Source organism: Bradyrhizobium sp. STM 3843 (assembly GCF_000239815.1).
GTDB lineage: Bacteria > Pseudomonadota > Alphaproteobacteria > Rhizobiales > Xanthobacteraceae > Bradyrhizobium.
Window position 1 is genome coordinate 1 of the sequence record NZ_CAFK01000321.1, and the last position, 24,690, is coordinate 24,690.

The 24,690-nt window shown below is 61.7% G+C and carries 23 protein-coding genes; 12 read left to right on the forward strand and 11 right to left on the reverse strand.

The window, feature by feature from the left end; genetic code table 11:
* Positions 1-650: 650 nt before the first annotated feature.
* Both flhA and BRAS3843_RS35290 read left to right on the forward strand, forming a co-directional pair.
* Positions 651-2,780, forward strand: coding sequence for a flagellar biosynthesis protein FlhA (gene flhA, locus BRAS3843_RS35285; protein WP_008974050.1), 2,130 nt, complete (start codon positions 651-653; stop codon positions 2,778-2,780).
* A 387-nt stretch (positions 2,781-3,167) separates the two neighbouring features.
* Complete coding sequence (locus BRAS3843_RS35290; RefSeq protein WP_008974052.1) at positions 3,168-3,365, forward strand: hypothetical protein; 198 nt, start codon at positions 3,168-3,170, stop codon at positions 3,363-3,365.
* Between the two features lie 126 nt (positions 3,366-3,491).
* Here BRAS3843_RS35290 and BRAS3843_RS35295 read toward each other — a convergent pair whose 3' ends face one another.
* The 4 genes from BRAS3843_RS35295 to fliI form a co-directional block, all read right to left on the reverse strand.
* Entirely contained in the window at positions 3,492-4,457 is a 966-nt protein-coding gene (locus BRAS3843_RS35295; RefSeq protein ID WP_008974053.1) for an anti-sigma factor, read from the reverse strand.
* Between the two features lie 38 nt (positions 4,458-4,495).
* Positions 4,496-5,041 (reverse strand): sigma-70 family RNA polymerase sigma factor, encoded by a 546-nt coding sequence (locus BRAS3843_RS35300; protein WP_008974054.1) that lies wholly within the window; start codon positions 5,039-5,041, stop codon positions 4,496-4,498.
* A gap of 130 nt (positions 5,042-5,171) precedes the next feature.
* A complete protein-coding gene (gene fliJ, locus BRAS3843_RS35305) occupies positions 5,172-5,591 on the reverse strand; it encodes a flagellar export protein FliJ (RefSeq protein WP_008974055.1) in 420 nt (139 codons plus the stop codon).
* A 109-nt stretch (positions 5,592-5,700) separates the two neighbouring features.
* Entirely contained in the window at positions 5,701-7,023 is a 1,323-nt protein-coding gene (gene fliI, locus BRAS3843_RS35310) for a flagellar protein export ATPase FliI (RefSeq protein ID WP_008974056.1), read from the reverse strand.
* A 371-nt stretch (positions 7,024-7,394) separates the two neighbouring features.
* Here fliI and BRAS3843_RS35315 point away from each other — a divergent pair, with 371 nt between their 5' ends.
* A complete protein-coding gene (locus BRAS3843_RS35315; RefSeq protein ID WP_006614002.1) occupies positions 7,395-8,096 on the forward strand; it encodes a response regulator transcription factor CtrA in 702 nt (233 codons plus the stop codon).
* A 745-nt stretch (positions 8,097-8,841) separates the two neighbouring features.
* Here the strand turns inward: BRAS3843_RS35315 and BRAS3843_RS39110 are convergent.
* Genes BRAS3843_RS39110 through BRAS3843_RS35330 form a run of 3 tightly spaced genes read right to left on the reverse strand, consistent with a single transcriptional unit; the run spans position 8,842 to position 10,752 of the window.
* Complete coding sequence (locus BRAS3843_RS39110) at positions 8,842-9,984, reverse strand: tyrosine-type recombinase/integrase (protein WP_139025067.1); 1,143 nt, start codon at positions 9,982-9,984, stop codon at positions 8,842-8,844.
* Complete coding sequence (locus BRAS3843_RS35325; protein WP_008974059.1) at positions 9,966-10,160, reverse strand: hypothetical protein; 195 nt, start codon at positions 10,158-10,160, stop codon at positions 9,966-9,968. The genes BRAS3843_RS39110 and BRAS3843_RS35325 overlap by 19 nt, the downstream gene beginning before the upstream one ends.
* 13 nt (positions 10,161-10,173) lie before the next feature.
* The gene (locus BRAS3843_RS35330; protein ID WP_008974060.1) at positions 10,174-10,752 is read right to left on the reverse strand and encodes a hypothetical protein; all 579 of its coding nucleotides are present in this window, start codon (positions 10,750-10,752) and stop codon (positions 10,174-10,176) included.
* Positions 10,753-10,875: 123 nt separating this feature from the next.
* On the opposite strand from BRAS3843_RS35330, the gene BRAS3843_RS35335 reads away from it, so the two are divergent.
* The 3 genes from BRAS3843_RS35335 (at position 10,876) to BRAS3843_RS35345 (ending at position 13,644) form a co-directional block, all read left to right on the forward strand.
* Positions 10,876-11,100, forward strand: a complete 225-nt coding sequence (locus BRAS3843_RS35335) for a hypothetical protein (protein ID WP_008974061.1) — start codon at positions 10,876-10,878, stop codon at positions 11,098-11,100.
* Positions 11,101-11,258: 158 nt separating this feature from the next.
* The gene (locus BRAS3843_RS39115; RefSeq protein ID WP_139025068.1) at positions 11,259-13,175 is read left to right on the forward strand and encodes an AAA family ATPase; all 1,917 of its coding nucleotides are present in this window, start codon (positions 11,259-11,261) and stop codon (positions 13,173-13,175) included.
* 187 nt (positions 13,176-13,362) lie between these two features.
* Positions 13,363-13,644 (forward strand): hypothetical protein, encoded by a 282-nt coding sequence (locus BRAS3843_RS35345; protein ID WP_008974063.1) that lies wholly within the window; start codon positions 13,363-13,365, stop codon positions 13,642-13,644.
* A gap of 39 nt (positions 13,645-13,683) precedes the next feature.
* Here the strand turns inward: BRAS3843_RS35345 and BRAS3843_RS35350 are convergent, their stop codons facing one another.
* On the reverse strand, positions 13,684-14,073 hold the full coding sequence (locus BRAS3843_RS35350) for a hypothetical protein (protein ID WP_139025069.1): 390 nt from the start codon (positions 14,071-14,073) through the stop codon (positions 13,684-13,686).
* On the opposite strand from BRAS3843_RS35350, the gene BRAS3843_RS35355 reads away from it, so the two are divergent.
* The 3 genes from BRAS3843_RS35355 (at position 14,056) to BRAS3843_RS35365 (ending at position 16,540) form a co-directional block, all read left to right on the forward strand.
* Complete coding sequence (locus BRAS3843_RS35355; protein WP_139025070.1) at positions 14,056-15,453, forward strand: hypothetical protein; 1,398 nt, start codon at positions 14,056-14,058, stop codon at positions 15,451-15,453. The two genes, BRAS3843_RS35350 and BRAS3843_RS35355, sit on opposite strands and share 18 nt — an antisense overlap.
* Complete coding sequence (locus BRAS3843_RS35360) at positions 15,405-15,977, forward strand: hypothetical protein (protein ID WP_139025071.1); 573 nt, start codon at positions 15,405-15,407, stop codon at positions 15,975-15,977. The genes BRAS3843_RS35355 and BRAS3843_RS35360 overlap by 49 nt, the downstream gene beginning before the upstream one ends.
* A 161-nt stretch (positions 15,978-16,138) precedes the next feature.
* The gene (locus tag BRAS3843_RS35365) at positions 16,139-16,540 is read left to right on the forward strand and encodes a hypothetical protein (protein ID WP_008974067.1); all 402 of its coding nucleotides are present in this window, start codon (positions 16,139-16,141) and stop codon (positions 16,538-16,540) included.
* A gap of 192 nt (positions 16,541-16,732) precedes the next feature.
* Here BRAS3843_RS35365 and BRAS3843_RS41940 read toward each other — a convergent pair whose 3' ends face one another.
* On the reverse strand, positions 16,733-16,969 hold the full coding sequence (locus tag BRAS3843_RS41940; RefSeq protein WP_210161405.1) for a hypothetical protein: 237 nt from the start codon (positions 16,967-16,969) through the stop codon (positions 16,733-16,735).
* 42 nt (positions 16,970-17,011) lie between these two features.
* Here BRAS3843_RS41940 and BRAS3843_RS35370 point away from each other — a divergent pair, with 42 nt between their 5' ends.
* Together BRAS3843_RS35370 and BRAS3843_RS35375 are read left to right on the forward strand one after the other, a co-directional pair.
* A complete protein-coding gene (locus BRAS3843_RS35370) occupies positions 17,012-18,880 on the forward strand; it encodes an AAA family ATPase (RefSeq protein WP_210161406.1) in 1,869 nt (622 codons plus the stop codon).
* Positions 18,873-19,388: a hypothetical protein gene (locus tag BRAS3843_RS35375; protein WP_008974069.1), complete on the forward strand. Its 516-nt coding sequence runs from the start codon at positions 18,873-18,875 to the stop codon at positions 19,386-19,388. The genes BRAS3843_RS35370 and BRAS3843_RS35375 overlap by 8 nt, the downstream gene beginning before the upstream one ends.
* A gap of 750 nt (positions 19,389-20,138) precedes the next feature.
* On the opposite strand, the gene BRAS3843_RS35380 is transcribed toward BRAS3843_RS35375, so the two are convergent.
* Entirely contained in the window at positions 20,139-20,576 is a 438-nt protein-coding gene (locus BRAS3843_RS35380; protein WP_244425556.1) for a hypothetical protein, read from the reverse strand.
* Positions 20,577-21,045: 469 nt separating this feature from the next.
* Here BRAS3843_RS35380 and BRAS3843_RS35385 point away from each other — a divergent pair, with 469 nt between their 5' ends.
* Positions 21,046-21,933, forward strand: a complete 888-nt coding sequence (locus tag BRAS3843_RS35385; protein ID WP_008974073.1) for an alpha/beta hydrolase — start codon at positions 21,046-21,048, stop codon at positions 21,931-21,933.
* A 341-nt stretch (positions 21,934-22,274) separates the two neighbouring features.
* Here BRAS3843_RS35385 and BRAS3843_RS35390 read toward each other — a convergent pair whose 3' ends face one another.
* A complete protein-coding gene (locus tag BRAS3843_RS35390) occupies positions 22,275-24,521 on the reverse strand; it encodes a phospholipase D-like domain-containing protein (RefSeq protein ID WP_008974074.1) in 2,247 nt (748 codons plus the stop codon).
* Positions 24,522-24,690 lie beyond the last annotated feature (169 nt).

The window sequence follows — 24,690 nt, forward strand, 5'->3', positions numbered from 1 at the left end:
CCCGGCCTTCCCTGCGCCCTCCACCAATTCGAGGGCGGCGAATTTCTCCGTAGAAACTCGGGCGCGAGGCGCGGCGAGAACGAACAGTTGTGTCGTCATGAACGGCGGATTGGATCTGCGTGCCTCCCGCAAGAGGGCGTTGCTTGGACCCCCACCCCGGCGCTACGCGCCGACCCTCCCCGCAAGGGCAGAGCGATCGCATTTGGGCTGTTCCGCCTTCGGGGCCTCATGGTTCGAGACGCGCGGCTTTGCCGCGCCCTCACCATGAGGGTTTACGATTTCACCGCGGAAGAAGCCCTCATCCTGAGGAGCCCGCCGCAGGCGGGCGTCTCGAAGGATGGCCGCGAAGAAGGCTGCCCGAGGCCATTCCAGCCGTATGCGATCCCCCTCCCCGCAAGGGGGAGGGTGAAGCATGGACGCCTCACCGGCCCACACTTCATGCCGTTGTCACCGGTCATTAACCGGTTGCTAACCATACACCGGGCAAAAATTGCCGGGTTGGAAGTGAGTGTCGCAGTCGGGTGCGGATGTTGGGGGAGGCCCTTTCCGTGGACGCCAGTGCGGTAGCTCAGTCTCGAAACGGTGGCCCGGTGGCCGCCGCGAAATCGTTTGGGGCCGGCCAGCGCGGCCCGCGGGGAGAGCCGAGAGCCATGGTCGACGTCACGGCAGGACAAGGGGCCGGGTTGCCGGCATCAGGATTCAAGCTCAGCGACATCATCGATATCTTGAAGCGCGGCGACATCGCGCTCGCGCTCGGCATCCTCACCATTCTGGTGGTGCTGATCCTGCCGCTGCCGTCGATCCTGCTCGACATGTTCCTGGCGATCTCGATCACGCTGTCGATGCTGATCCTGATGACGGCGCTGTTCATCCAGGCGCCCCTGGAGTTCTCCTCCTTCCCGACCGTGCTCCTGATCTCGACCATGCTGCGGCTGTCGCTGAATCTGGCGTCGACCCGGCTGATCCTGTCGCGCGGCCATGAGGGCACCGACGCCGCCGGCCACGTCATCGAGGCGTTCGGCTCGTTCGTGATGGGCGGCAATTTCGTCATCGGCCTGATCGTGTTCGCGATCCTGGTCACGGTGAACTTCGTGGTCATCACCAAGGGTTCGGGCCGCATCGCCGAGGTCGCGGCGCGCTTCCATTTGGATTCGATGCCCGGCAAGCAGATGGCGATCGACGCCGATCTCTCCGCCGGCCTGATCGACGAAAAGGTCGCCAAGGAACGGCGCAAGGCGCTGGAGGATGAAAGCGGCTTCTTCGGCGCCATGGACGGTGCCTCGAAATTCGTCCGCGGCGATGCGATCGCAGGCCTGCTGGTCGTCTTCATCAACATCATCGGCGGCATCATCATCGGCGTCGCGCAGCAGGGCCTCTCCTTCAGCGATGCCGCCCGATCCTATACGGTGCTGACGGTCGGCGACGGCCTCGTCACCCAGGTGCCAGCGCTGATCGTCTCCACCGCCGCGGGCCTCCTGGTGTCCAAGGCCGGCGTCACCGGCGCGGCCGACAAGGCGCTGATCAAGCAGTTCTCCGGCTATCCGCAGGCGCTCGGCATGTCGGCCGCTGTCATGCTGGTGCTGGCGGCGCTGCCGGGCATTCCGACCCTGCCCTTCCTGGCGCTCGGCTCGGGCGCAGCCGCGCTCGCCTGGAAGGCGCGCAAGCAGAAGCATGTCGCCAAGGCCGCGGAAGCAGCAGCCGCCGCCGCTCCTGCGGCGGCCGCCGCCGCGGCAGCGGCTGCGGAAGAACCGATCTCCGCCGCGCTGAAGATCGACGACCTCAAGATCGAGCTCGGCTATGCGCTCTTGCCGCTGGTCAACGGCCCCGACGGGACCGACCGGCTGACCGACCAGATCAAGGCGCTGCGACGGTCTCTGGCGATCGAGATGGGTTTCGTGATGCCGTCGGTGCGCATCCTCGACAACGTCCAGCTCGAGGCCAACACCTACGTCATCAAGATCAAGGAAGTGGACGCCGGCACCGGCAAGATCTGGCCGAGCCAGTTCATGGTCATGGATCCCGGCGGCAACCAGGTCGCCGTGCCCGGCATCCACACCACCGAGCCGACCTTCGGCCTGCCCGCCACCTGGGTCGACGCCAGCCTGAAGGAAGAGGCCTCGCTGAAGGGCTACACCGTGGTCGACGCCGCCACCGTGCTCTCGACCCATCTCACCGAACTGCTCAAGGCCAATATGAGCGACCTGCTCTCCTATGGCGAGGTGCAGAAGCTCTTGAAGGAGTTGCCGAAGGAGCAGAGCGAGCTCATCAAGGACATCGTGCCGAGCCAGATCACCATCTCCGGCATCCAGCGCGTGCTGCAGCTCTTGTTGGCCGAACGGATCTCGATCCGCGATCTCTCGACCATCCTCGAAGGCATCGCGGATGCGCTCGCGTTCTCGCGCAATCCGTCGACCATCGTCGAGCATGTCCGCGCCCGCCTGGCCCGCCAGATCTGCGCCCACAACACCTCGCCGATGGGCTATCTGCCGTTGATCGCGCTGTCGGCGCGGTGGGAGCAGGCCTTTGCGGAATCGCTGGTCGGCCAGGGCGAGGAACGCAGCCTCGCGATGCAGCCATCGAAACTCTCGGAGTTCATGACCGCCACGCGCGACGCCTTCGAGCGCGCCGCGCGCGAGGGGGAATCGCCGGTGCTGGTGACGTCAGCGGCGATCCGCCCGTTCGTGCGCTCGCTGGTGGAGCGCTTCCGCGCCCAGACTACGGTGTTGTCGCAGGCCGAAATCCATCCGCGAGCCCGGCTGAAGACAGTCGGCAGCATCTAGCGCAACGGTTGAGTTTGACTATATTATCCCGCGGAGGTCAGCACCAAATGCTGACCTCTGCCGCTTTCGGTAGCATTTTCCGCCTATGTCTTTCCGCCACAGGCAACTAATTTGTTAATTTTCCTTCATCAAGGCGATTTTTTGTCAGAGACGGCCAAAATCTCTCCAAGTAATTGTATTTACTAGATTATTGTCGAATTTCGGCTGCCACAATCGCGGCAGATCACGACTGATCACGCTCTTGTGATGGTGACTTGGGAACGGAATTGGGATTTCCTACGTTTCTTAGCGCGACACGATGAACCCCCGGCCGAACCGCACCGACGAATCGACGAATCATCGAGGACGCAAGACGAAATCGCGAGCGGAAGGCGGCAGGAGGCTTCCATGAACCACTCGATCTACAGCGCAGATCGGACCACCCACCTGAAGATCGTGGTCGTGGCGCTCGTGGCTGGCATCGCGGTGGCAGGTTTCGGCATTACCGCCCGCAGCGGTTCGGACAACGACATGCAGACGGCGCGCGTCATCAAGGCGGGCAAGCCGGTGGTGGTGACGAGTTCGGAGGCGCCGCTGGTTCGCTAAAGGAGTTTAAGGAATTCACGCGGTGCTACAGCCCCCCAGTGGCCGCGTGGATATGTAGTAGACCCAACCCCAAGTCCACTACCGAAAACGCCCGCTCCCCACGGGCGTTTTCTTTTTGTGGAGGTCTCAGCGCGCCGGCGCGGGCGGCACGGTCTCGATCAGCTTGCCGGAGAACACGATCGGTCCAGTCGCCACTCCGGTCGGCGAACCGCCCTCCGGCTCCAGCGTCACGGCAAAGGTCGCGCGATTGACCGTGTCGGGATCGTAGGCGGCGAGCACCGGCCTGGTGGTGAAATCGTTGCCGCCGATCACGCCGAGCGAGCGCGGTCGCTGCAGCTTGTCCGACACCAGCCACAGCTCGTAGCTCTTGCCGGGCTCCGGTTCAGCACCGACCCGGCGCACGGTGAAGTTCTTGCTGCCGGCATCGACCGTCAGGATGAAGGCCGGCGACGATCCGTCTTTCTGCAGCAGCGCGACATATTGCGCGGCCGGCGCCTTCACCTGGGCCACTTGCGTGCGCGATTTGGGCCGCAAACCTTCCGGCAGTAATTCCGGTCGATAGACCTGGACGCCGATCATCGCCAGCAGCACGGCCGCAAGCGCCGCCATGACATTGGCGACCATCCGCCATTGCCGGGCCTTTGCGGTCAGCCGCAGCATCTCGACGTTGTCGTTGACCGCTTGAACCGTGGGCACCCCTGTCAGCGCGCCAGGCCTGGTGGGCTGTTCCGGCCGCTCGCGCTCAGCGTTCGCCGGAAGCTCCTGCTCCAGAACCGGTGCACCCGGGGGCGTCAGGTCTTCCGATGCAACGTCCGACGTCTGCGCCGACGGAGGTGTCTGTTCTGGAACGACCTGTTCCTGCTGACGCGGGGCTTCGATCGCGGCCTTGATACGAGCCCACAATTCGGGCCGCGGCTCCACCAGCCCGACCATCTGGTTGAGCACGCTCAGGCGGAATTCCCATGCCTGAACCAGCGCCGCATAATCCTTGTCGACGGACATCATGGTCTCGACCTGTGTTCGCTCGTCCGCATCGAGCGTGCCGAGCGTGTATTCCGCGGCCAGCGCAATATGATCTTCGCTATACGCCATCACACGTCCAGATCATCAGACCCGCCGCCTCAACGAAATCAGAGACCGAGGCACGCGCGGATATCCATCATGCTCCGCCTGAGCCAGGTCTTTACCGTGTTCACCGGCGCCCCGAACTTCACCGCCAGCTGCTCGCGGCTCCAGCCGTTGTAATAGGCCAGCAGCACCAGCTTCTGACGGTCAGGTTCGAGCTGCCCGACGCATTCCAACAGCCGCTTGAGCTCCTCCGACATTTCACGGCGCGCCAGCGGATCCGGAGTCTCGGCCGCAACCTCCATCGCGTCGGGTGCCTCTTCGAGCGACAGTTCGCCACGCTTGCGGACCAGGTCGATGGCGCGATTGCGCGCGATCGCGGCCATCCAGGTGATCGGCGAGGACACCGCGGGGTTGAATTGCGCAGCGCTGTGCCAGACCTTGACGTAGGTTTCCTGGACGACCTCCTCGGCGAGATCCTGTCGCCGCAAGATACGGAGCACGACGCCATAGAGTTTCGCCCGCGTCGCCGTGTACAGGCGCTCGAAGGCGGCTTCGTCTCCCCTGGCGACCGCGGCGAGCAGCCAGACCAGCTCTGCCGGCGTCAGCATTCAGCTTTCCCCGAAATCGCCCTGCTCCATCGTTTCCAAGCCCGGCCAAAGTGTAGACGCCATCGCCGCGACAAAAAAGCCCGGGCGCCAGGCCCGGGCTCGATCCTGCCACTTGGTCAAACCGGCGCGGTCAGGCGATCACGCCGAGGCGGGCACGCATCAATCCGATGCTGTCGAGGTCGGCCTGCTCGCGCGCGTTCTCCTCGGCCTTTTCGCGGGCCTGATCGCGCTCGTCGAGCAGCTCGACCTTCTTCAATTCCTCGAACGCCTCCGACAGCGCGCCCTTGGCCTCTTCGAGCTGGCCGCGCAGCTCGTCGGCCGAGCGGGTCAGGTTCTCGCGGCGCTGGATCGCAGCCTTGGCGTAGGTCGGGTAGGCAAAATGCGAGGGATCATTGATGCCGGCGCGGTCCTGCTCGGTCTGGATCTCGCGCTCCAGCTCGGCCGACATGCGCTCGAAATCGGCAATCATGCCCTCGATCTGCGCCACCCGGCGGCGCTTCTCGTCGACCTGGAATTTCTTCAGGCGAATTAGTGTTTCGCGCGACTTCATCGACTCATACTCCCCAGAAGTCCCGTAGCGGACGCGGGACGGGGCCGGCCGCCCGTCAAGGGCCCACCGGCTTGGCTCATCACATGGCGCGGATGATTACCCGACAAAGTTAGCTTTCCGTTTCCAAGCGCCCCAGGATTTGTTCCAGCTGGCGGTAGCCGGCGGCAAGACCGCAAACTTCGTCCTTGCGCTGCCGCAGGAAGCCCTCCAGCGGCTCGTGCAGGCGGATCGCCTCATCGACCTCCGGGCTGGAGCCGGCGCGGTAGGCGCCGAGCCGGATCAACTCTTCCATGTCGGCATAGGTTGCCATTACCTGGCGGGCCCGCATGATGGTGGGCAGGTAGGCAGGATCGGCCGACTTCGGCATCGTGCGCGACACCGATTTGAGGATGTTGATTGCGGGATAACGTCCGCGCTCCGCGATCGAGCGCTGCATCACCACATGGCCGTCGAGAATGCCGCGGACCGCATCGGCCACCGGCTCATTATGATCGTCGCCGTCGACCAGCACGGTGAAGATGCCGGTGATGGTGCCCTCGCCCGTCCCCGGTCCGGCCCGCTCCAGCAGCTTCGGCAACTCGGTGAACACCGTCGGCGTATAACCCTTGGCGGTCGGCGGCTCGCCGGCGGAGAGGCCGATCTCGCGCTGCGCCATGGCAAAGCGCGTCACCGAATCCATCAGGCACAGCACGTCCTTGCCCTCGTCGCGGAAATATTCCGCCGTCGCCAGCGTCAGATACGCCGCCTGCCGCCGCATCAGCGCCGGCTCATCCGAGGTCGCGACCACCACCACCGATCGCGCCAGGCCTTCCTCGCCGAGATCGTCCTGCAGGAATTCCTGCACCTCGCGGCCACGTTCGCCGATCAGACCGATGATCGAGATGTCGGCGTCGACGTTGCGCGCCAGCATCGACAGCAGCACCGACTTGCCGACGCCGGAGCCGGCGAAGATGCCGAGCCGTTGGCCGCGGCAGCAGGTTAAGAAGGTGTTGAGCGCGCGCACGCCGAGATCGAGCGGGGTGCCGACCCGTTTGCGCGAGTGCGCCGGCGGCGGCATGTTGCGATAAGGCACCGGCGAGCCGCCGAGCGGCAGCGGTCCCTTGCCGTCGATCGGCTCGCCCATCGCGTTGATCACGCGCCCAAGCCAAGCCGGGGACGGCCGCACCTGGTTGGCGGCATTGGCGATCACGGCCCGACAACCGCGGCGTACGCCTTCAAGGCCCGCAAACGGCATCACCACCGCGTTCTTGCCGGAGAAGCCGATCACCTCGGCAGGGATGTAATTATTGCCGGTCTCGATCACGATCCGCGCGCCGACCGACATCGCGTGGATCGGCCCCGCGATTTCGACCATCAATCCTTTGACGCCGACGACGCGTCCATAGATATTCACACCGTCGATGTCGTTGATTTGCTCGGCGAGCGCCTTCATTGCGGAAACCTTAAGTATCGGCGGTTTAGCCCGCCCTGCTTAACTTCGTGTTTACCCGCATCATTAATCATTGCGTCACTGTCTTGGGTGACTGAGAGGCTCGGCTCGCTGCTTACAAAAATCAGCGGGTCGCGGGAGTCGGTTAGGTCCGTCTCTTAACATGGAGCTTGAACGAGAACGGCTGAGAAAACCTGCTTCGTCGCAATATCTTAGGGCGATTCGACAAAAATTGCACGGATGGAGCTTGCGGAGGTGAATCAGATTTTGTTAACCATCTTCTCGTCAGGATCCGAATCAGTTGTTCAAAGGCGTTTTGAGTGCCGCAAGTGCGGCCGACCTGACGCCCGGAGCGGCGACTATGGGGAACTGGCATGCGCGTTTTGCTGATTGAGGATGACAGCGCCGTCGCGCAGTCTATCGAATTGATGCTCAAGTCCGAGAGCTTCAACGTCTATACGACGGACCTTGGCGAAGAAGGCGTCGATCTCGGCAAGCTTTACGACTACGATATTATTCTGCTCGACCTCAATCTGCCCGACATGTCCGGCTACGACGTGCTCAAGCAGCTGCGGGTCTCCAAGATCAAGACTCCGATCCTGATCCTGTCCGGCCTCGCCGGTATCGAGGACAAGGTCAAGGGTCTCGGCTTCGGCGCCGACGACTACATGACCAAGCCGTTCCACAAGGACGAGCTGATCGCACGCATTCATGCGATCGTGCGCCGCTCCAAGGGTCACGCCCAATCGGTCATCCAGACCGGCGACCTCGTCGTCAATCTCGACACCAAGACGGTGGAAGTCGGCGGCCAGCGTGTGCATCTGACCGGCAAGGAATACCAGATGCTGGAGCTGCTTTCGCTCCGCAAGGGCACCACGCTGACCAAGGAAATGTTCCTGAACCATCTCTATGGCGGCATGGACGAGCCGGAGCTGAAGATCATCGACGTCTTCATCTGCAAGCTGCGCAAGAAGCTCGCCAACGCCTCCGAAGGCCGCAACTTCATCGAGACCGTCTGGGGCCGCGGCTATGTGCTGCGCGAGCCGCACGACCTGGACGAACGCATTCCCGCCTGATCTTACTGCTTTTCCCGGGGCTGGCTGCGAGCGCCGCGCTCGCGACACCCGAACCTCGACCCCGCCGCGAATGGCGGGGTTTTTGTTTGCGGGGATTGATGTTGGACGCGCGCGTGCCTTGCGGGCGCTGCGCTCCCTCTCGCCGCCTGCGGGGACAGGGTCGGGGTGAGGGGGACTCTCCACGGACCGACCTCGCGGAGAGTCCCCCTCACCCGGATTGCATCTTCGATGCAATCCGACCTCTCCCCGCAAGCGGGGCGAGGTGACCCCCGAGCAAGCCGTGATATCTGTGACCACAATTGTCCTGCCGAAAGACGTGGACGTCTGCGCCTGCAGCGCAATCTCATCGCACGAGTTCGTCGATCTCATTGGGACACGCATCTCGCTCTGACATGCATTCACGTTCTCGCGGCGCATCGCGCCCGAGCTATTTGGCAATCTCACCGCCCTCTTGTCCTTGAGGGCGCAGGGAAGGCCGGGCGCTGGCCGCGCCCGTGGCCCGCCTGCAGAAAAGAAAGCAGGCGGCAGTCACCACAGGTCTGGCCGAGAACGCCCGGCCTTCCCCGCGCGATGTTTGAAGGCTTACTTCGCGCTCTCCCCAGGGACCGGCTCTCTTGCCCCTGTCATCCGCAACGCGCCAAATGCATCGTCACGAACTTGACGCCAGCACCGGGGCGCCAGGACCACACGACTTGGCACCCCTGGAATTTGCCATTGTTTTCACAATGGATTTTTGCCTTTTTGGCTAAATGTCCTCGCGATTTAGACAAATCACGTTGCGGCTTTGTGCCTCTTCCAGCTTGCCCATGGCGGCCGCCGCCATCTTCTTGCGGTTGGCGGCCTCGACGTAGAGCTGCACCTCGCGCAGGTCCTTGTGGCCCGAGATGGATGCGATCTCGAACACCGTGCAGCCCGCTTCCGCCAGCCGCGTCAGGCACAGTTTGCGCAGGCCGTGCGACGCGACGTTCTTGCTCTTGCCAGCGGCATCGACCATCGGCGGCACACCAGCAGCGTCGCACCATTCGCGCATCTTCGCGCCGAGCCCCTTCGGCGTGAACGCCTTGCCGTAATCAGTCACGAGGAACGTGTCAGCGCCGACCATCGACATCGCCTCGATGGCCGCTGCCAGATCAGGATGGATCGGCACCGTCACCAGGTTGCCGCCAGTGCGGCGGCCCTTCTGCGGCTGATAGTCCTCGATCACGCCGAGCGGGTGCGCAGCGGTCTTGCGCACATGGCGCGGCCCGATCTGCACCGCGTCGGATCGGCGGAAGGACGTGCACGCCATGATCTGCAGAGCGAGGTACGCCTTGGTACCGATGGGATGCTTGGCGACATAGGTCTTGAATTCGGCCTCGGTCCACACGCGGAAGCCACCCGTCTTGACGATCTTGGCCTTCTCGATGTCAGTCGTCGGGTCGACATCCAGCAGCCGCTCGCGCTTCGCCCATCTCGCGAAGTGTCGCAACGCGCGCAGATTGTTGCGCTGCGCATACGGCGTCGTCAGCTTGCCGATGAAGCCCTGAACATGTTCGTGCTTCCAACCACGCAGCTTCTTGTCGCCGCGCGTGGCGCGCCATTTCTCAAGGTACCCACGGTTCTGCTGCCGCACGTCCTTCGTCATGTTCTTGAATTCATCCGAGGAGTAGTACTTCACGAGGGCCGCATTGACCGTGCCAGGCATCGTGCGGCTTGCGCCAATGATCACCGGCCCTACGCGGTCCCCGCGCGCCTTGGCGGCCTCGTATGCCGCCATGAACTCAGGCGACCACGGCAGACCGGGCAACGGCGTCGGCGGCGAGGTGTGGCGATAGTAGGTGCGCACCACGCCGGTGTGGTCGACGTAGCGTTTGCAGCCGTGCGGCAGCTTCAAAGATCGTCGTCCCACTCGTGGTCCCCCTTCTGCACCGTCTCATACGGCTTCATCGTCACCACACTGATCCGGCCCGTCGCCTGATCAACTTCGATCCTGAAGTTCTCCAGACCGGCAGCGCGCGCCGCCTTGATCGCTGCCTTCACGTCCCTTTGCCGAAACGTGCAGTTGTCACCGACCTTTCGGGACATGCACACCCTCCCATCACTTTGCGGTTTTCCCCGTCTTCTTCCGCGCCCGTTCAGCCATTTCGAACAGCTCGTCCGGCTGCAGGTGGAGCGCGGCCAAATATTCGTGAAACGGCCGCAGCCTCCGGGACAGATTGATCAGCAGCATGCGCGAGTCGAGTTCGCCCATGATCATCTGCCCGACCTTGTCCCGCGTCGTGCTGTCGATGGCGCGGATCGTGTCGTCGATCAGGTCCAAGCTGAGCACCAGCACGACGTCGCTCGCCGTGTCCTCTTCTGGATGCTTCTCGTTGGACCTCTCGGCCTTCATGAAGATCGCGCTCAGCCGGTCCCAGTGTTCATTGATCAGCTGCAGGATCACTCCCGGCGAAAGGCCTGCCTGAAGAAGTTCAAAGGCCATGATTGCGCGGTGGAAATGATCCGGCGTGTATTCGAGCTTCTTGCCCTTCCCCGGCCGGTCGTCGCCGAGCAAGCCGCCGCGCTGCAGGCTGCCGAACCTGGCGCGGAAGGCAGGCACCTGATCGGCGGGGATGCCGTGCAGGCGCACCAGCGTCGCCTCAAGTTTTGCGTAGGTGGTCGTGAAGGGCGGCAGCATTTTTCCAGCCTTTGCCGAGGTTTACCGCATTTTCCCTCGATCGCCCCGGTATTGTCAAGTCAATATTGCTTTTACTATTATTGAAATGTACATTTTGCTATTCTTTCTAAGGAGCGTGTGACTATGGCCCAACGGTCCCATGAACAGCGCCACCTTGACCTCATTTTCGGCGCACGGGCGCTTGCCCGATACATCTTCGATGACGAAGAAAAATGGAAAGCCGTCTATCGGCTCAAGCGCGAGCTTGGGCTGTTCAAAATGCACGGCCAAATCTGCGGTCGCCCGGCGACGATTGATCAGCGGATCGCTGCACGCGAGGCGGCGACCGCGATGGAGAAGATCGCCTAGCAAAACGCCGTCCCGGTGGGACGGCGTTGCTATTTTCCCGACCGAGCAAAAAAGTCGGACCTGGCAAGGTCTCTACTTTTAGCAGCTCGGTCGTCGGCTGAAAAGCCGCGAGGAAGGACCGAGCCGTGAATGACTTCACCTCCGACATCGCAGCATTGATGGAGCCGGTCGCCCGGATGCTGCTCGGCGAGCCCAACGCGACGTTGTCGTCTGAGAGCGAACTTCGCTACGGCAGCCACGGATCGCTGTCGGTCGATCTTGCGAAGGGCGCTTGGTTTGATCACGAGCGTGGTGTTGGCGGCGGCGTGATCGGCCTGATCCACGACAAGAGGGGACTCGAAGAGAAGGATGCTTTCGAATGGCTGGAGCGCCAAGGCCTCAAGCCCGGGCGCGAACCGACGCCGCTGCGCCCTAACGGCAAGCGGCGTGCGCCGCCGACTGGCAAGATGGTCGCTCGCTATGCCTATTATGACGAACGTGGCGACCTGCTGTTCGAGGTCGTGCGCTACGACGATCCGAAAGGCTTTCGTCAGCGTCGGCCTGACCCGAGTAAGCCTGGCAGTTGGGATTGGTCGGTGAAGGGCGTGCGGCAGGTGCCGTATCGCCTTCCCGAGCTTGTTGAGCAGATTTCACATGGCCGTACGGTACTGATCGTCGAGGGTGAGAAGGACGCCGATAATCTGTGGCGCATGGGCGTTCCGGCGACGTGCAATGCTGGCGGGGCTGGCAAATGGGGGGCCGCCCTCAACGAACATCTCCGCGATGCCGACATCGTCATTGTCCCGGATCATGATCCGACCGGACAGGACCATGCTGAAGCCGTGGCGAGCCATCTCTCCGGTGTCGCGGCGCGTGTCCGCATTCTCGACCTGTCGAAGTTCTGGCCGGACATTCCGCACAAGGCCGACATCAGCGAATGGTTGGCGTTGGGACATTCGCGCGACGACCTCGACGCGCTGATCGACCAGGCGGAGGATTATCAGCCCCCTCGTCCGTCTGGACCTGCTCGCCTGATCCAATCGAGCGCCGAGTTCGTCGCCGGATTTGTGCCGCCTGACTATGTGCTTGAAGGCGTGCTGCAGCGGCGGTTCCTCTATAGCCTCACTGGCAAGACCGGCGCGGGCAAAACTGCGATCTTGCTGCTGATCTGCGCGCATGTTGGTTGGGAAGGCAAGAAGCTCGGCGACCGCGAGGTTGAAAAGGGCCGCGTGTTGTATCTCGCAGGCGAGAACGCCGACGATGTACGAATGCGCTGGATCGCGATGGCGCAGCAGATGGGCTTCGATATGGACGCCATCGATGTCCACTTCATCCCCGGCGTGTTCAAGTTCTCGGAGATGCTCGAACGCATCCGCTCCGAGATCGCCCTCGTTGGCGAAGTTAGCCTGATCGTCGTCGATACCTCCGCCGCGTATTTCGAGGGTGAGGAAGAGAACAACAACGTCCAGGTCGGCAACCACGCGCGCCGCATGCGCGTCTTCACCGGCATGCCAGGACATCCCTGCGTCGTAGCCGCCTGTCATCCGGTCAAGAACGCGGGCGACGACAACCTGATCCCTCGCGGCGGCGGTGCGTTCCTGGCCGAGGTGGACGGCAATTTGGCTGCCTGCGCCACCGATGGAAGCGTCAAGGTCTCAACACAAGGAAAATTCCGGGGACCGGATTTCGCGCCGATGTTTTTCCAGCTCCGCTCGGTCACTCATGAACGCCTGAAGGATAGCAAGGGGCGGTTGGTCCCCACGGTTGTCGCATCTCCGCTTTCCGAGCGGGGACGCGACGAGGTCGCACAGGCGATGCACAGCCGCGAGGACGAACTGCTCGTTGCGCTGCTCGATCCGCAGAGCCGAGCAGCATCGCAGACCAAACTGGCGAAGCGGCTCGGCTGGAAGATGAAGGACGGCAAACCGTACCATGTTCTCGTCGGTCGCATCCTGAAGGCGCTCGCAAAGGCCAAGCTGATCACCTTCGAACGCGACCGGATCAGCCTGACCAAGAAGGGCAAGGAGGCTGCTGAACAGCTTGTTCAGACCGGAGGGCATGGAACCGATTTTGTTCAGACCCCTGAACACGTTTGAACAACTGGAATGGTCGAATGAGCAAGAAGCTGAGAACAGGGCACGAAATGCGTCTGAACATGTTCAGGCCGTCTGTTCAGACCTGTTCGAATGGGATCTCGGAAGGTGGGCTGAACACACATCTCTCTCCTTAGGAGAGATGTGTTCAGACCTCCGACCCTCAGAGCATCGACGAGGAAACCAGACCATGAAACGCGACAGGACAACGACGCAGTTTGCGGCCGCGCTCGAAAACGTTTTGCTTGAGATCATCGGAATTCGTCATCGCTCGCAGCCGGTGCCGCGCGGAGAAGAGATCGCCCTGCTGGGCCGTTGCGCTCAGCTCGGCGAACAGATCAACGCGCGCGGCGGCTTCGATCTCATGCAAGAGGTGTTGGACTCAGTGACGGACCGCCATCCGGCATACGCCGATCTCATGTTGACGATCTGCGACAAGCGGTGGGATGGGATCGGTCATTGGGTTGCGTGACTAATGCTCAAGCGCTCGCCAACCAGGTCGCCGTCACTGTCAGCGCGCCGCAAGGCCCGCTATCGGCAGCGCTGCCGCGACGGCAAGATGTCGGTGCGGATCGAGGTCGGCGGCAAGCATGTTGATCGGCTCGTCTGCCTTCAGTGGCTTCCGCCTCGCGACACCTATCAGCGCGAGGAGATCGTTCGCGCGCTCCAGGCGATGATCGATGATGCGCTGCACATCTGCGACTAACATCCGCTCCTCGCTGACGAGATCGGTGAAGTCGGGAGCTTCGGCGCGCAGCCGCTCCATCATCGCGTCTGAGCTTTCCAAGGCTTTCCGTTCGTCCTCGACCTGCTTGAGTGCTTCGTCGAGCTTCACGGTGCGGTTGCGAACGGCCAGCGCCAGCTCGCGAGAATAGGCGAGAACATGGCGGGCCTCACGCAACCGCTGCTGGCTAAACCCAACGGTCTCCGTTGCCTTTCCCTTCTTGCCGCGCCCACCTTTCTCAGGCTCCGGGTACAGCAAGGCGACGCTCATCGCAGCTTGTTCGGCGACTTCGCGACGCGAGGGAGCGAAAGTGTGGGCTGCCATACTTTCGTTTTGGTCGCCGCCCCTCACATCGAACTGCTTGAGCAGCCGACCCATGCGCCGGACTCGCGGGCCCGGATGCGATCCGCGAGTAGCGCAGCCGAAAATAGCGGGACGCATACCCACCCGCTGCCTTCGGGTCGTGCGATCATTGCTCTGATCAACGGAGGCCATACGATGACCGTCCCCGTCCCACTGCGAGCCGACCGCGCTGAGGCCGCGCGCATCGAGCGGCGGGCTTGGAGCCGCGCCATCACCTGTCGCGCCCTGTCGACGCCGCAGCGCCCCGCCGAGCGAATTCTGAAAGCCAATTGGCCGCACGATCCCCACGCCGAAGCAATCCTGAAAGCCGCCGTGTCGCCATCGAGCACGACGAACACCGGCCTTCCGCCCCATGACCTGATCGGCGCTTTCCGCTCGCTCTCGCCCGGATCAGCAGCGTGGAAATTGTTCGATCACCCGAGCGCGCTGAAACTCAATCTCGCAGGCGTTCGCACGATCAGCATTCCACACGTCGCCAACTTCCCGCCGCAGCCGGTTTTCATCGCCGAAGGCTCTCCCGGTCCCGTGGTGCAGTGGAGCCTGATGAAAAGCCAGGTCGGTCCAGCGCGGAAGATTATGGTCTTGTCGACCGTCTCCGAAGAACTGGAAAATGCCTCGCCGCAGTCTGTTAGCGCGGTGATCGGCAAAGTGCTGGCCGACTCCACCAACCGGAGCGTCGACACGATTGCTTTCGATGCCAATCCCGGCGACGCGATCCGGCCTCCAGGATTGCTTTTCAACGTAGTGCCGACCGTGGCTGCAGCGGCTGGCGTCGATGCCATGGCCGAAGATCTCGGCGCGCTGGTCGCAACCATCGGCGCGGCTGGCATCGATCCGAGCGACACGGTGTTCGTCGCTGGTCCGCGCGAGGCCATGATCATCAAGGCCAAGAGCGGACCGAACTTCGATCATCAGGTTTTCATGTCGCTTGGCCTGCCGCCGAAAACTGTGATCGCTTGCGCGCCTGCAGGTCTCGCATCGGGCTATCAAGGCCCGCCCGAGATCGACACCTGCAAGGAAACGGTTCTGCATCGCGAGGACACCAGCCCCGGTGAAATCGTGTCGGCGTCGGGTGTGCCTGCCGCGCCGAGCACGAGCGTTTTCCAATCATGTTTGATCGCCATTCGCGTCCGCGCCGAATGCGCGTGGGCTGCGGCACCGGGAGCGGTGCAGTTTGTATCCGTCAATTGGTGAGGCAGCTCATGAGCAAGTTCACGCCGGAAGAAGCCGCCGAAATCATCGCTCAAGGCCGCGAGACGTTGCAGCGCGTCGATGCGGCGCTGGTAGACAGGTCGCATGAGCAGATCAGCGCAGGCGATCCAACCGGACAATTTGTCCGATTTGCCGAGCCGCGCGTCGAGACCACAAACCAGCGGCATGCTCGCGAGATCACCGAGCAGGACAAGCGATTCGAGATTGAGCGCGAGCGCGAGAAGAGGGAGCGCGCCGATATCGCCGCCAATGCTGCGGCAGAGCAGCGGATCGCTGGCCTCGAAGCTGAGGTGCTTGGGCTGGCTCGCGCCACCAACACCGTCATCGAGGCGCTCGAAGGCGAGCTGGCGCACGTTACGTCGGAAAACCGCGAACTGAAGCTTTCGCGGACCAGGCTGGAGACCCGGCTCGCGGAGCTGCAGCTCAAGGTCACTGAAAACGCCGCCTCTGATCGCGGCAACAAGATCCTCGACTTGCCCAATCCGCTGTCGTCGAGCGTGAATTGATCGGCATGTCGGCTTTCGGGGATAGAGCGGAAATCTTATGCTCGATCATAGTATTACGGCTCATGACCCTGAGCAGACTTCGATTGACATGAGCCGCAAGCCTGGCAACTTCGCGCCGCGAGGCGTTCCGCTACGCCAACAATGCCTCTAGGAACCAGTAAATGACCTCGATCAGGGTGCTGATTTGTGTCGCGGCTGTCATGGTATTTGGTGTCGTTTCGGCATCGACCCAGCAAAGTAAACCAAGCGCTGCCGGTGACGAGCCGCTCAGGTGGCGCGACGGCTATGTCACGTGGCGGCACAAGCTTGTTAAACCGAATTGGCAGATTTTCGATGCCAAGGACGGCACAGAGTTCGCCGTCGATATGGACCACATCGACCGCAAGAACCATCACGTCGTTTTCTACAGCATAGGCGGCGATGCGTTTGATCCGAAGAACCTGATAGAGTTCACGTTCAATTGCAAGGATATGGGTGAGGTTGTGTCGGGCGTGGGCACGGAAAGGGTTAAGCTGATCGAAGAGCAGGCCGAGCAGATGGCTTGCGGCGGTCCAGATCAGTGAAACGCGGCGCGACCGAGCGCCTAAAAGCGCCATTGCCACTAGCATGACTTCCGCACCTGGCCCATCTGCGACCTCGTGTGATGTCCGCTTTCATGCCGCTATCGAGAGCATAGCGGACACGTCAAACGGCCAGGGGGGCGGGTTCTGGACATCGGAAGGGACCCTCCATCCGAGCGCGGCGGCGGTCCAACGTTAGCGGCCGCAGATCGCGAAATTTCCTTGAAATAAAATTTCTTCGCGACTGAATCGCTCGCCAGCGGCCGCGAAGCCGCGCTGATCGAGCAGCGATTGATCCAGCACCTGCCGCTGCCGCAGCAAGCCGCCGGGCGACGGGCCGGAGATCAGCGATCGGCCTGGACCGAGCCAAGGACAGTACGGAGCGGTAGTCGAAACAGGATAGTTCTCTGTTTGCTGCACAACTGGAAGCATATAAACTTTTTGACTTCGCGCAGGGCGAATCGCGTGCAACGAATGCGCGAGGCCGGAAGAATTCGGGTTGGGCAGGGCAGAACGATGCAGCTAACACATTTTAAAGTAACGAAATATCGGAATGTAATGGACTCGGGTTGGATCGACATAAACAACAATATCACTGCGTTTGTCGGGCAGAACGAAGCCGGTAAGAGCAATCTTTTCGAAGCGCTCTACCGTATCAATCCCTTCGCGCCGGAAGAGGCCTACAACATCGACGAGGACTGGCCGGTCGATGATTGGGGTAACAAGGATCCGTCGGCATTAGTGTGTGAGGCAAGATTTGCCCTCGATAACGACGAGATCGAGGAATTGTACAAAAGTGCGGCGCTGCAGCCGAGTTCTTCCGAGCCTTCACCAGATGGCCAGGGCGAGGTGGGGGAGCAAGATGCCAAAATTCGCGAGCTGGCTTCCGAACTGACCCTCATTGGCTCCCGATCTTATAACGCCGGGCCAACTTTCGCGGTCCCTGCGAAACACTCCAGTGATTTCGATGCTGCCAAGGTGGATGCGTGGGCGAAGGAACACGCGCCGAGGTTTGTCCTGATTCAAGACTACGGGATGAGTGGTGCTCGCATCGAACTCAATCAGCTTGCTGAGCGCTCCAAGAACGTGCCATGGCACCAACTCTCGAACGAAGAGCAGACAATCAAGATCGTTCTCGATCTCGCCAAAGTAAACATCGATGAATTTCTCGCAAAGGGGGGCACGCCGGAGGGACGCACCATCAGGTCGTTCGACAAACGCGCGGCGTCATCGTACTTGAGCAAACAATTCCGCGAATTGTGGACTCAAAAGAAAGTCAACTTTCATATCGAGATCGATGGCACGACGCTCAATATCTTCGCTGAGGATGATGCGGTAGGCATGCCAGTGCGCTTGCATCGGAGATCAAGCGGTTTCCGCTGGCACGTCTCATTCGCTTGGAAGTTCACGCACGCGAGCCGAGGTCAATACCGTGGTTGCATCCTGCTCCTCGAAGAACCCGGCATTCACTTGCATTATTCAGGCCAGCGCGATTTGCTCGAAGTGTTTCAGCGCCTTGCTGACTCAAAAAACACAGTCCTATATACAACACATCTCGCCTCAATGGTCGATCCTGCATATCCCGAACGTGTTCGCATCGTCGAATCGAAGGGCAACCACACTACCGTCAAGAACGGGGTTGTGAGCAGCCAAAGTGCGCCAATGGCTGTGATCGAGCTTGCGCTCGGTCTCACCGGGGATATGAGCGGCCTTCTTGGTACTCGCCAAACTCTCATCGTTGAAGGCGGCGACGACGCACTCATTCTACACAAGCTCTCCGGGATTTTGCGCGATGAGGGGAAGGCGCACCTGTCTGACAGCATCTATCTTTGGCCTGCGCGAGGTGCGCCAAAGACACCTATGTACGCCGCATTCGCCGTCGGACAAGGTTGGGATTCGGGCGTGTTGCTAGACACCGACTCTGAAGGTCACGCGGCGAAGAAGAAGATAGAAGAGTTGGTGCTCAAGGAGTTGGCGAAAGAGAAGAAGGCCCGATTCCGGGTTATCATGCTCGGGAAAGCGGCTGGCATAAGAAAGACCGATGCCGCCATAGAGGATCTGTTTGATGACGAGTTCTACCTCGATTGCGTAAACGCCGCGTTCGGCGTGGCGATAAAGATGCAGGACTTGCCGGTTGACGGCTCGGATATGATCTCGAAGAGAGTCGAAAGTATTTTGGTTCAGCGTTACGGCCATAAGGAACTCGACAAGCGACGCGTTATGGCAGAAATTCTGCGTCGCTTTGATGGTTGGAGGAGCGTGGCGGACCTCCCAAGCGGCACGTCAGGCAAGGCAGAGAAGTTGTTCAAGATCATAAACGACGCTTTTAGTGCCAATGCATGACATCCTAAAGGACTTCGCGTCGCCGGTCCTCAGCTTTATCACAGCCATCCTCGCCGCAGTAGTAGCTATCCGCTTCGGCAAGCTTCAGGCACAGATCGGCGGAGCGCAGCGCGACATAGCGCTCGACAAGCTCAAATTCGACCTCTTCGCGAAGAGATATGAGATCTATGATGCTGCGAAGCGCCTCATCGAACATCTGGCGATGGTTTCAGACATGACGAAACAGGATTCAACTTTGATCCGCCAGTTGTACGTCAAAATGGACGAAGCCCGCTTCTTCTACGGGCAGGATATCTGTGTCTTCCTCACTCGACTGCACGATGCCTCTGAAGCGTTCCTAACCCTGTTGGGAGAGCGCGAAAATATGAATGTCGATGATCTCGACAAGTGGACCAACACGGCAGAAGGCCTTGCTCTCAAGCAGAAGCACCTTCGGGAAATTTATGCGTCGTTGCCAACCACTTTCGAAGCCGCGTTATCGTTCGACCAACTCAAGCGGGAGCGCTAGGAAACCTCAGGTCAAACGCTGAAAGCCACTGGAGGAGTCTCACCGGCGCATTTTCCGAGGTTTCGCTGCCACACCGGACACCGGGCACCGGGCCGACGCATCAGAAGCCTCCAACGACCCAGCCCGGCACTGACTTCCAACGAGGTGCCAATACCGCTGGCCGCGCTTTGCCTCAAACGGTTAGACAAAGCGGCAAAAAGTCCAAATGTGTCAAGGGTCGGAGAAAGCCGGTTAGACAAACTAGCGCATTGTTTACATTGACAAGTGCCATAACCACGCGGCTTGACCGTGCGCACCGAATCGTTCGTCCGCATGAACTTCACTTGGGCATGATCTTTATCGGAAAACCGCTACGCACTTTTCCGGATCATGCCGCCATGCTGCGACCCGACGCGCCCACCGCATCCCGCACCCGACGTCCGTGACGACCGCGAAGCGTCCCCTCGTTGGGGCGGGACGAAGACATGAAAACACATTTTCCGAAAAAGCGAAATCAGAATATTTTTGCGTGAAGATCTGGACAGGCCAAATCACGCTGAAACTTCTTGCGAAATTCCTCTTTCCGGACTCGCTGACACGATAGCGATGTCCGAGCGGACCCAAGCAGGTCAAGCCCGGTGTCGCCAGAAACAAACAAGCGAACGTAGCTCGCATGAGCGACAGCGACATGCGGGATCACAACCCGGATTTCGCTTTCGCTCATCCGGGCTACGCTTGCCTCCTCATGCAGGACCTGCGGATGTTACACCGTCACGACCCCGGGGTTTTGATGACGAGCTTGATGTTCAGCAGGCTGACGCCCTTGAATGGGTTTGGCGCGCTTTCGATCGTCCCCGTGCCGGTGGCGTTCGCATAGGCACCTGTGCCCGAAAGGATCGTGTACTCGCCGGTCGATTTGCCGTCTTTGGCCATGCCGGTGTAGCGCGCCGTGATCGAGCCCTCCTCGAACGTGTAGGTGCTGTAGCCGAAGAAGGGGCCCGAGCCTTTGAGCAGGTCAGCAGTGTTGACGAACTCTTTCACCCCGATGCGGCCGTCGTTGAAGACGGCGACGCCAAACAATTTGCCGGACGCGATCGTCTGTCCTTCGACGTTCGCGACCTCCATGACTTTGACATCGATCGGCTTGGTGACGAGCTTGAACTCAAGCACCTTCTCACCGGCGACAGCGGTTGATGCCGCAGCGGCCATCGCGACGCTAGACAGGACAAAGATGAGAGACTTCCGCATAGGCTCCTCCTCCTTTGCTTGCTGAAATCAAGTCAAGAAGTTGCGCAGCGGGCTAGACGCCATGCCCCGGCTCTTGCGGCAGCACGACAGAGAGCCCTCGGCGACGCCCCGGAAGCGGCCGAAGTCTCTTTTTACCCCAGGCACGCAGGCCGGGACGCAACTATAGGTCTTGAGCGATGGCTAAAAGTTCAGGCGTCGTTCAGGTATAACTGTAGGCGACAGAAATGCACGGCGAGCGCGCTTGATGCACCGTGTCCCCGAATTCACGCAGTTCGTCGCGGACGATGGCGCGCGCTTGGTTGCCGCTATGCGCAGGATTGGAAGGGTAGAGTAGATCCGCAAATTTGCACTTGGCTTTTGAAGAACGCGGCGACGTCGGACTCGATGACACTGCGTTCGGGTGCTCGGCGATCAGGAGGGAAGTATGCCCATGGATCAGAATGAGATCGAGGCCATCCGCGCGCTACTGAGCTCGAAGCCACGCCCGGTGGGGTGGAGTGAACGACGGCAACGCCTCGACGAGGTCGGTTCGGTATGGCCGATTGCGGGAGATGTCAGGCTCGATCCGGTCGATCTTGGAGGCGTCCGCGGCGAATGGTCGACCGCGCCCGGAAGCGATGCTGATCGCGTCCTGCTGTATTTCCATGGCGGCGGCTATTGCTCTGGCTCCATTCTCAGCCACCGACGCATGGTGACGGAAGCCGGCCGCGCGGCCGCGGTCCGCACGCTCGCGGTCGGCTATCGGCTGTCCCCGGAGCATCCGTTTCCGGCTGCCCTCGATGACGCGCTCACGGCCTGGCACTTCCTGCAGCGGCTCGGGATCCCCGCGGCGCAGATCGCCATCGCGGGCGACAGCGCCGGCGGCGGCCTCACGGCCGCGCTCATCAATCGCCTGCGGGAGACGCAGGCCGAACAGCCGGCCTGCGCCTGGCTGGTATCACCCTGGACCGATCTGACCATGTCCGGTTCGACGCTCACCACCAAGGAGGCCATCGATCCCATCATCCACAGGAGCTACCTCCTTGAGCTGGCGGATGCCTATGTTCCGGCTGGAGTTGACAGGAAAGACCCGCGGGTCTCGCCGCTCTATTCGGACTTGAAAGGCTTTCCTCCTACTCTGATCCAGGTCGGATCGAACGAGACCCTGCTCGCAGACGCGACGCGCTTTGCGGCTGCAGCCGGTGCCGCGGATGTCGCGGTGACCTTGGAGATCTGGCCCCACATGATTCACGCCTGGCATCTTTGGAATGCTCACCTCGAGCCCGGGCGCCAAGCGCTCGCGAGCGCCGGCGCCTTCATCCGTGGGCATCTTGGGTAGGCAGCTGTAGCAAGCTTAGCCCGCATGAGCGAAGCGATATGCGGGAGCAGGAACCCGGATTTCGCTTCGCTCATCCGGGCTACGTTTGCTTTCAACCGTTAACTTCCTCTGGGGAGGAAAGACGCGGACGCCCGGGCCTTCGCCGCGCCGAAGCGGCTCCGTCCGCGCAGGCGGGTCAAGCCCGGGCATGACGAGCGACAAATTGGCAGCGGCCTTTCCGCGGCCGCTCGCTGCCGACCAAATCTCTGTCCACCAAATGCGATCGAACCGCCGCTCCGTCGGCTGGAAGCACAGCGGCGCTCGCCGAAAGGATTGCTCAGCGAGGCTTCCGTGCCGCGCGCTTACCGCTTCGATCGCTTGGTGCCCTTCGCTCCGCTCCGCTTCGTGGATCGCTTGGTCGCTTTCGGTGCCATCTTCTTCGCCGGACGCTTGGCGGCTTTCTTGGCCTTCTTGCCCTTCGTCGCTTTGCTGGTCTTCTTTGCCCCCTTGGCCTTCCTGGCGCTGCCCGCAGCAGCTTTCTTCTTGGTCGTCTTCTTCCGGCCGGCGGAGGCTTTCGCCGCGGCGGCGGCCTTCTTGGTGGTTTTCTTGCCGGGCTTCTTGGTCGTCTTCGCCTTTGCGGCGCCGGACTTCGGCGCAGTCTCGGCTGCGGGGGGCGCTTCGGCTGGCTGCGACGGCTTGGAGCCTGGGCCCGATGATGGCTTGGTCGTCTTGTTTCGCGAACCGCCTGACGCCGGCGAGGCAGCGCCGCCGCTGCCGCCGGCACCGGCGACCTTGGCGGCCGCCGACATCCAGAAGCGCAGCTCGGGCGACTTCTCCTCAGTTCCGCTGATATACCGGTCCTGCCAGGTGTCGTCGCCTTGAAGCGGCTTGCCGAAGATCTCCGGATGCTGCTTTAGGAGGAAGCGCCAGGCGTAGTGGTCGTACAAATCCAGCACGTGGCAGGCATAGGCTTCCGCAAGGCCGCGATGGCCGCGGATGATCAGCATGTTCTCGTCATTGTTGTGCGAGGCGCGGAAGCCGAGATTGTGCGAGCCGGTCACGACCACGCAATCGTCGCTGAACGGATCGATCACCACGATCTTGTTGTGGATGATCGCAAAGCCGTATTTGGCGAGCTCCTTCTCCCACTTGCCGAAGGCATCCTGCACGGCACCGGCCGGCACCGCGCGAAAGTCGATCGGCCCCTTTGCTGAATCTTTGGCTGCTTTGGCGCCCTTCTGCTTCGGCCCGCCGGCCTCGCCGACCACCTTGACCTCCGGCGTCGGCGCCTCGCCGCCGCCATCGGCCGGACGCTCGGTGTGGCCGCCCGAATGCAGCGCCTCGGAGAAGTTCGTGGCGCGCTGCGGACTGGTCAGCGCACCGCGCACGAACAGATCGGGCTTCTCGGCCAGGAGCTTGCCCGCCTCGTCGAGGATCGAATTGTTGCCGGGGTCGAAGGCCAGGAACAGCACGGCGTGCTTGGCCTGGCTCATCAGGTCGAACACCCGCCCCATGTCGTTCGGCGTGTCCGGATGCTTGCCGAGCTTGCCCTTGGTGTTGGGCGAGAACATCGGCTCGATGGTGACGCCGCCATCGAGCTTGATCGGGCTGTTGATCGATTTGTCGTTGTTGGCGTGGGCGAAGTCGCGCAGCGTCTTCGACTGCAGCGCTTTCTCGTCGCCATCGGCCGCGTCGGTATCGGCCTTCAGCGCATTCCAATAGTCGAGATAGCGCTGTGCCAGCTCGGGCGAATCGACCACCAGCGCATTGTTGGTCTGCGTGCACAGGCCGGTCGAGGTCCAGTTGGTCGAGCCCGACAGCACCGCCGTGGGCTTGCCCTTCTGGGTCAGCACCATGAACTTGTTGTGCGGGATGTCGCCCTTGCCGAGGATGCGGTCGATCACGTCGACGCCGGCCTTCTTCAGGGCGGCGCGGTTGTCGGCGTCGGCATCCTCGGTGTCCGGCCCCTGCTCGTTGCCGAGGATCACCGTCCGGCTCTTCGGGTTGGCCTGCAGCTGCTTTTCGAGCCCGTTGGGATCGTTGAGCTCATAGAGCGCGGCGTGGATCTGGCCGCCCTGGTCATCGGCCCGTTTGAGCAGCGAGGTAACGCCCTCCTGCAGCTGTCCCATCAAACGGATGCGGATCTCATCGTTGGGATCGAGAATGTGGGGCGCGAGCGCGTCGATGCTGGGGTGATCCTTCAGCTCATGGCTGAGCGCCTGGGTCGCGGTGATGCCGCGGTTGAAATAGGCGTGGAACGGCGGCCGGTTCGGCGTCAGCGTAACCTTGTTGCTGAGCAACGGCTTCACGCTGGCGAGCGGGCTCAAGGTCTGCCCGGGCGTGCCGCCCATCGGCACGATCTTGTACTGATAGGTGCCACCGCGTTTGGCGAAAAGATCCTTCCACCAGAATTTCTGGACGGGGGCCTGTTCGGTGGTGAGCTTGTCGGCGGTCTGCCCCTTGAAGCGGGCGAGCGCCGGCAGCACGGTTTCCTTGTTGGCGTCGAGATCGATCTGGTGAATCGCAAAGCCGAGGCAGCCATCGAGGCGGCTGTCGAAGGTCCAGGCGACGACGGCAATATCATTATTTGAAAATGCAAGGGCGGGCATGAGGCAATCCTTTCGTACAAGGACTATGCCCCGAAGTTGTAACAGGCATTCGACGCACTCGGAACCAGAATTGGGCGGCGTGGGGATACCGGTGAACGGTGGTGCGATGCAACATCACTCTGGCTGCAAACGGCCATTGGAGTTGAGCTATGTCCGCGGATGAAGGTGG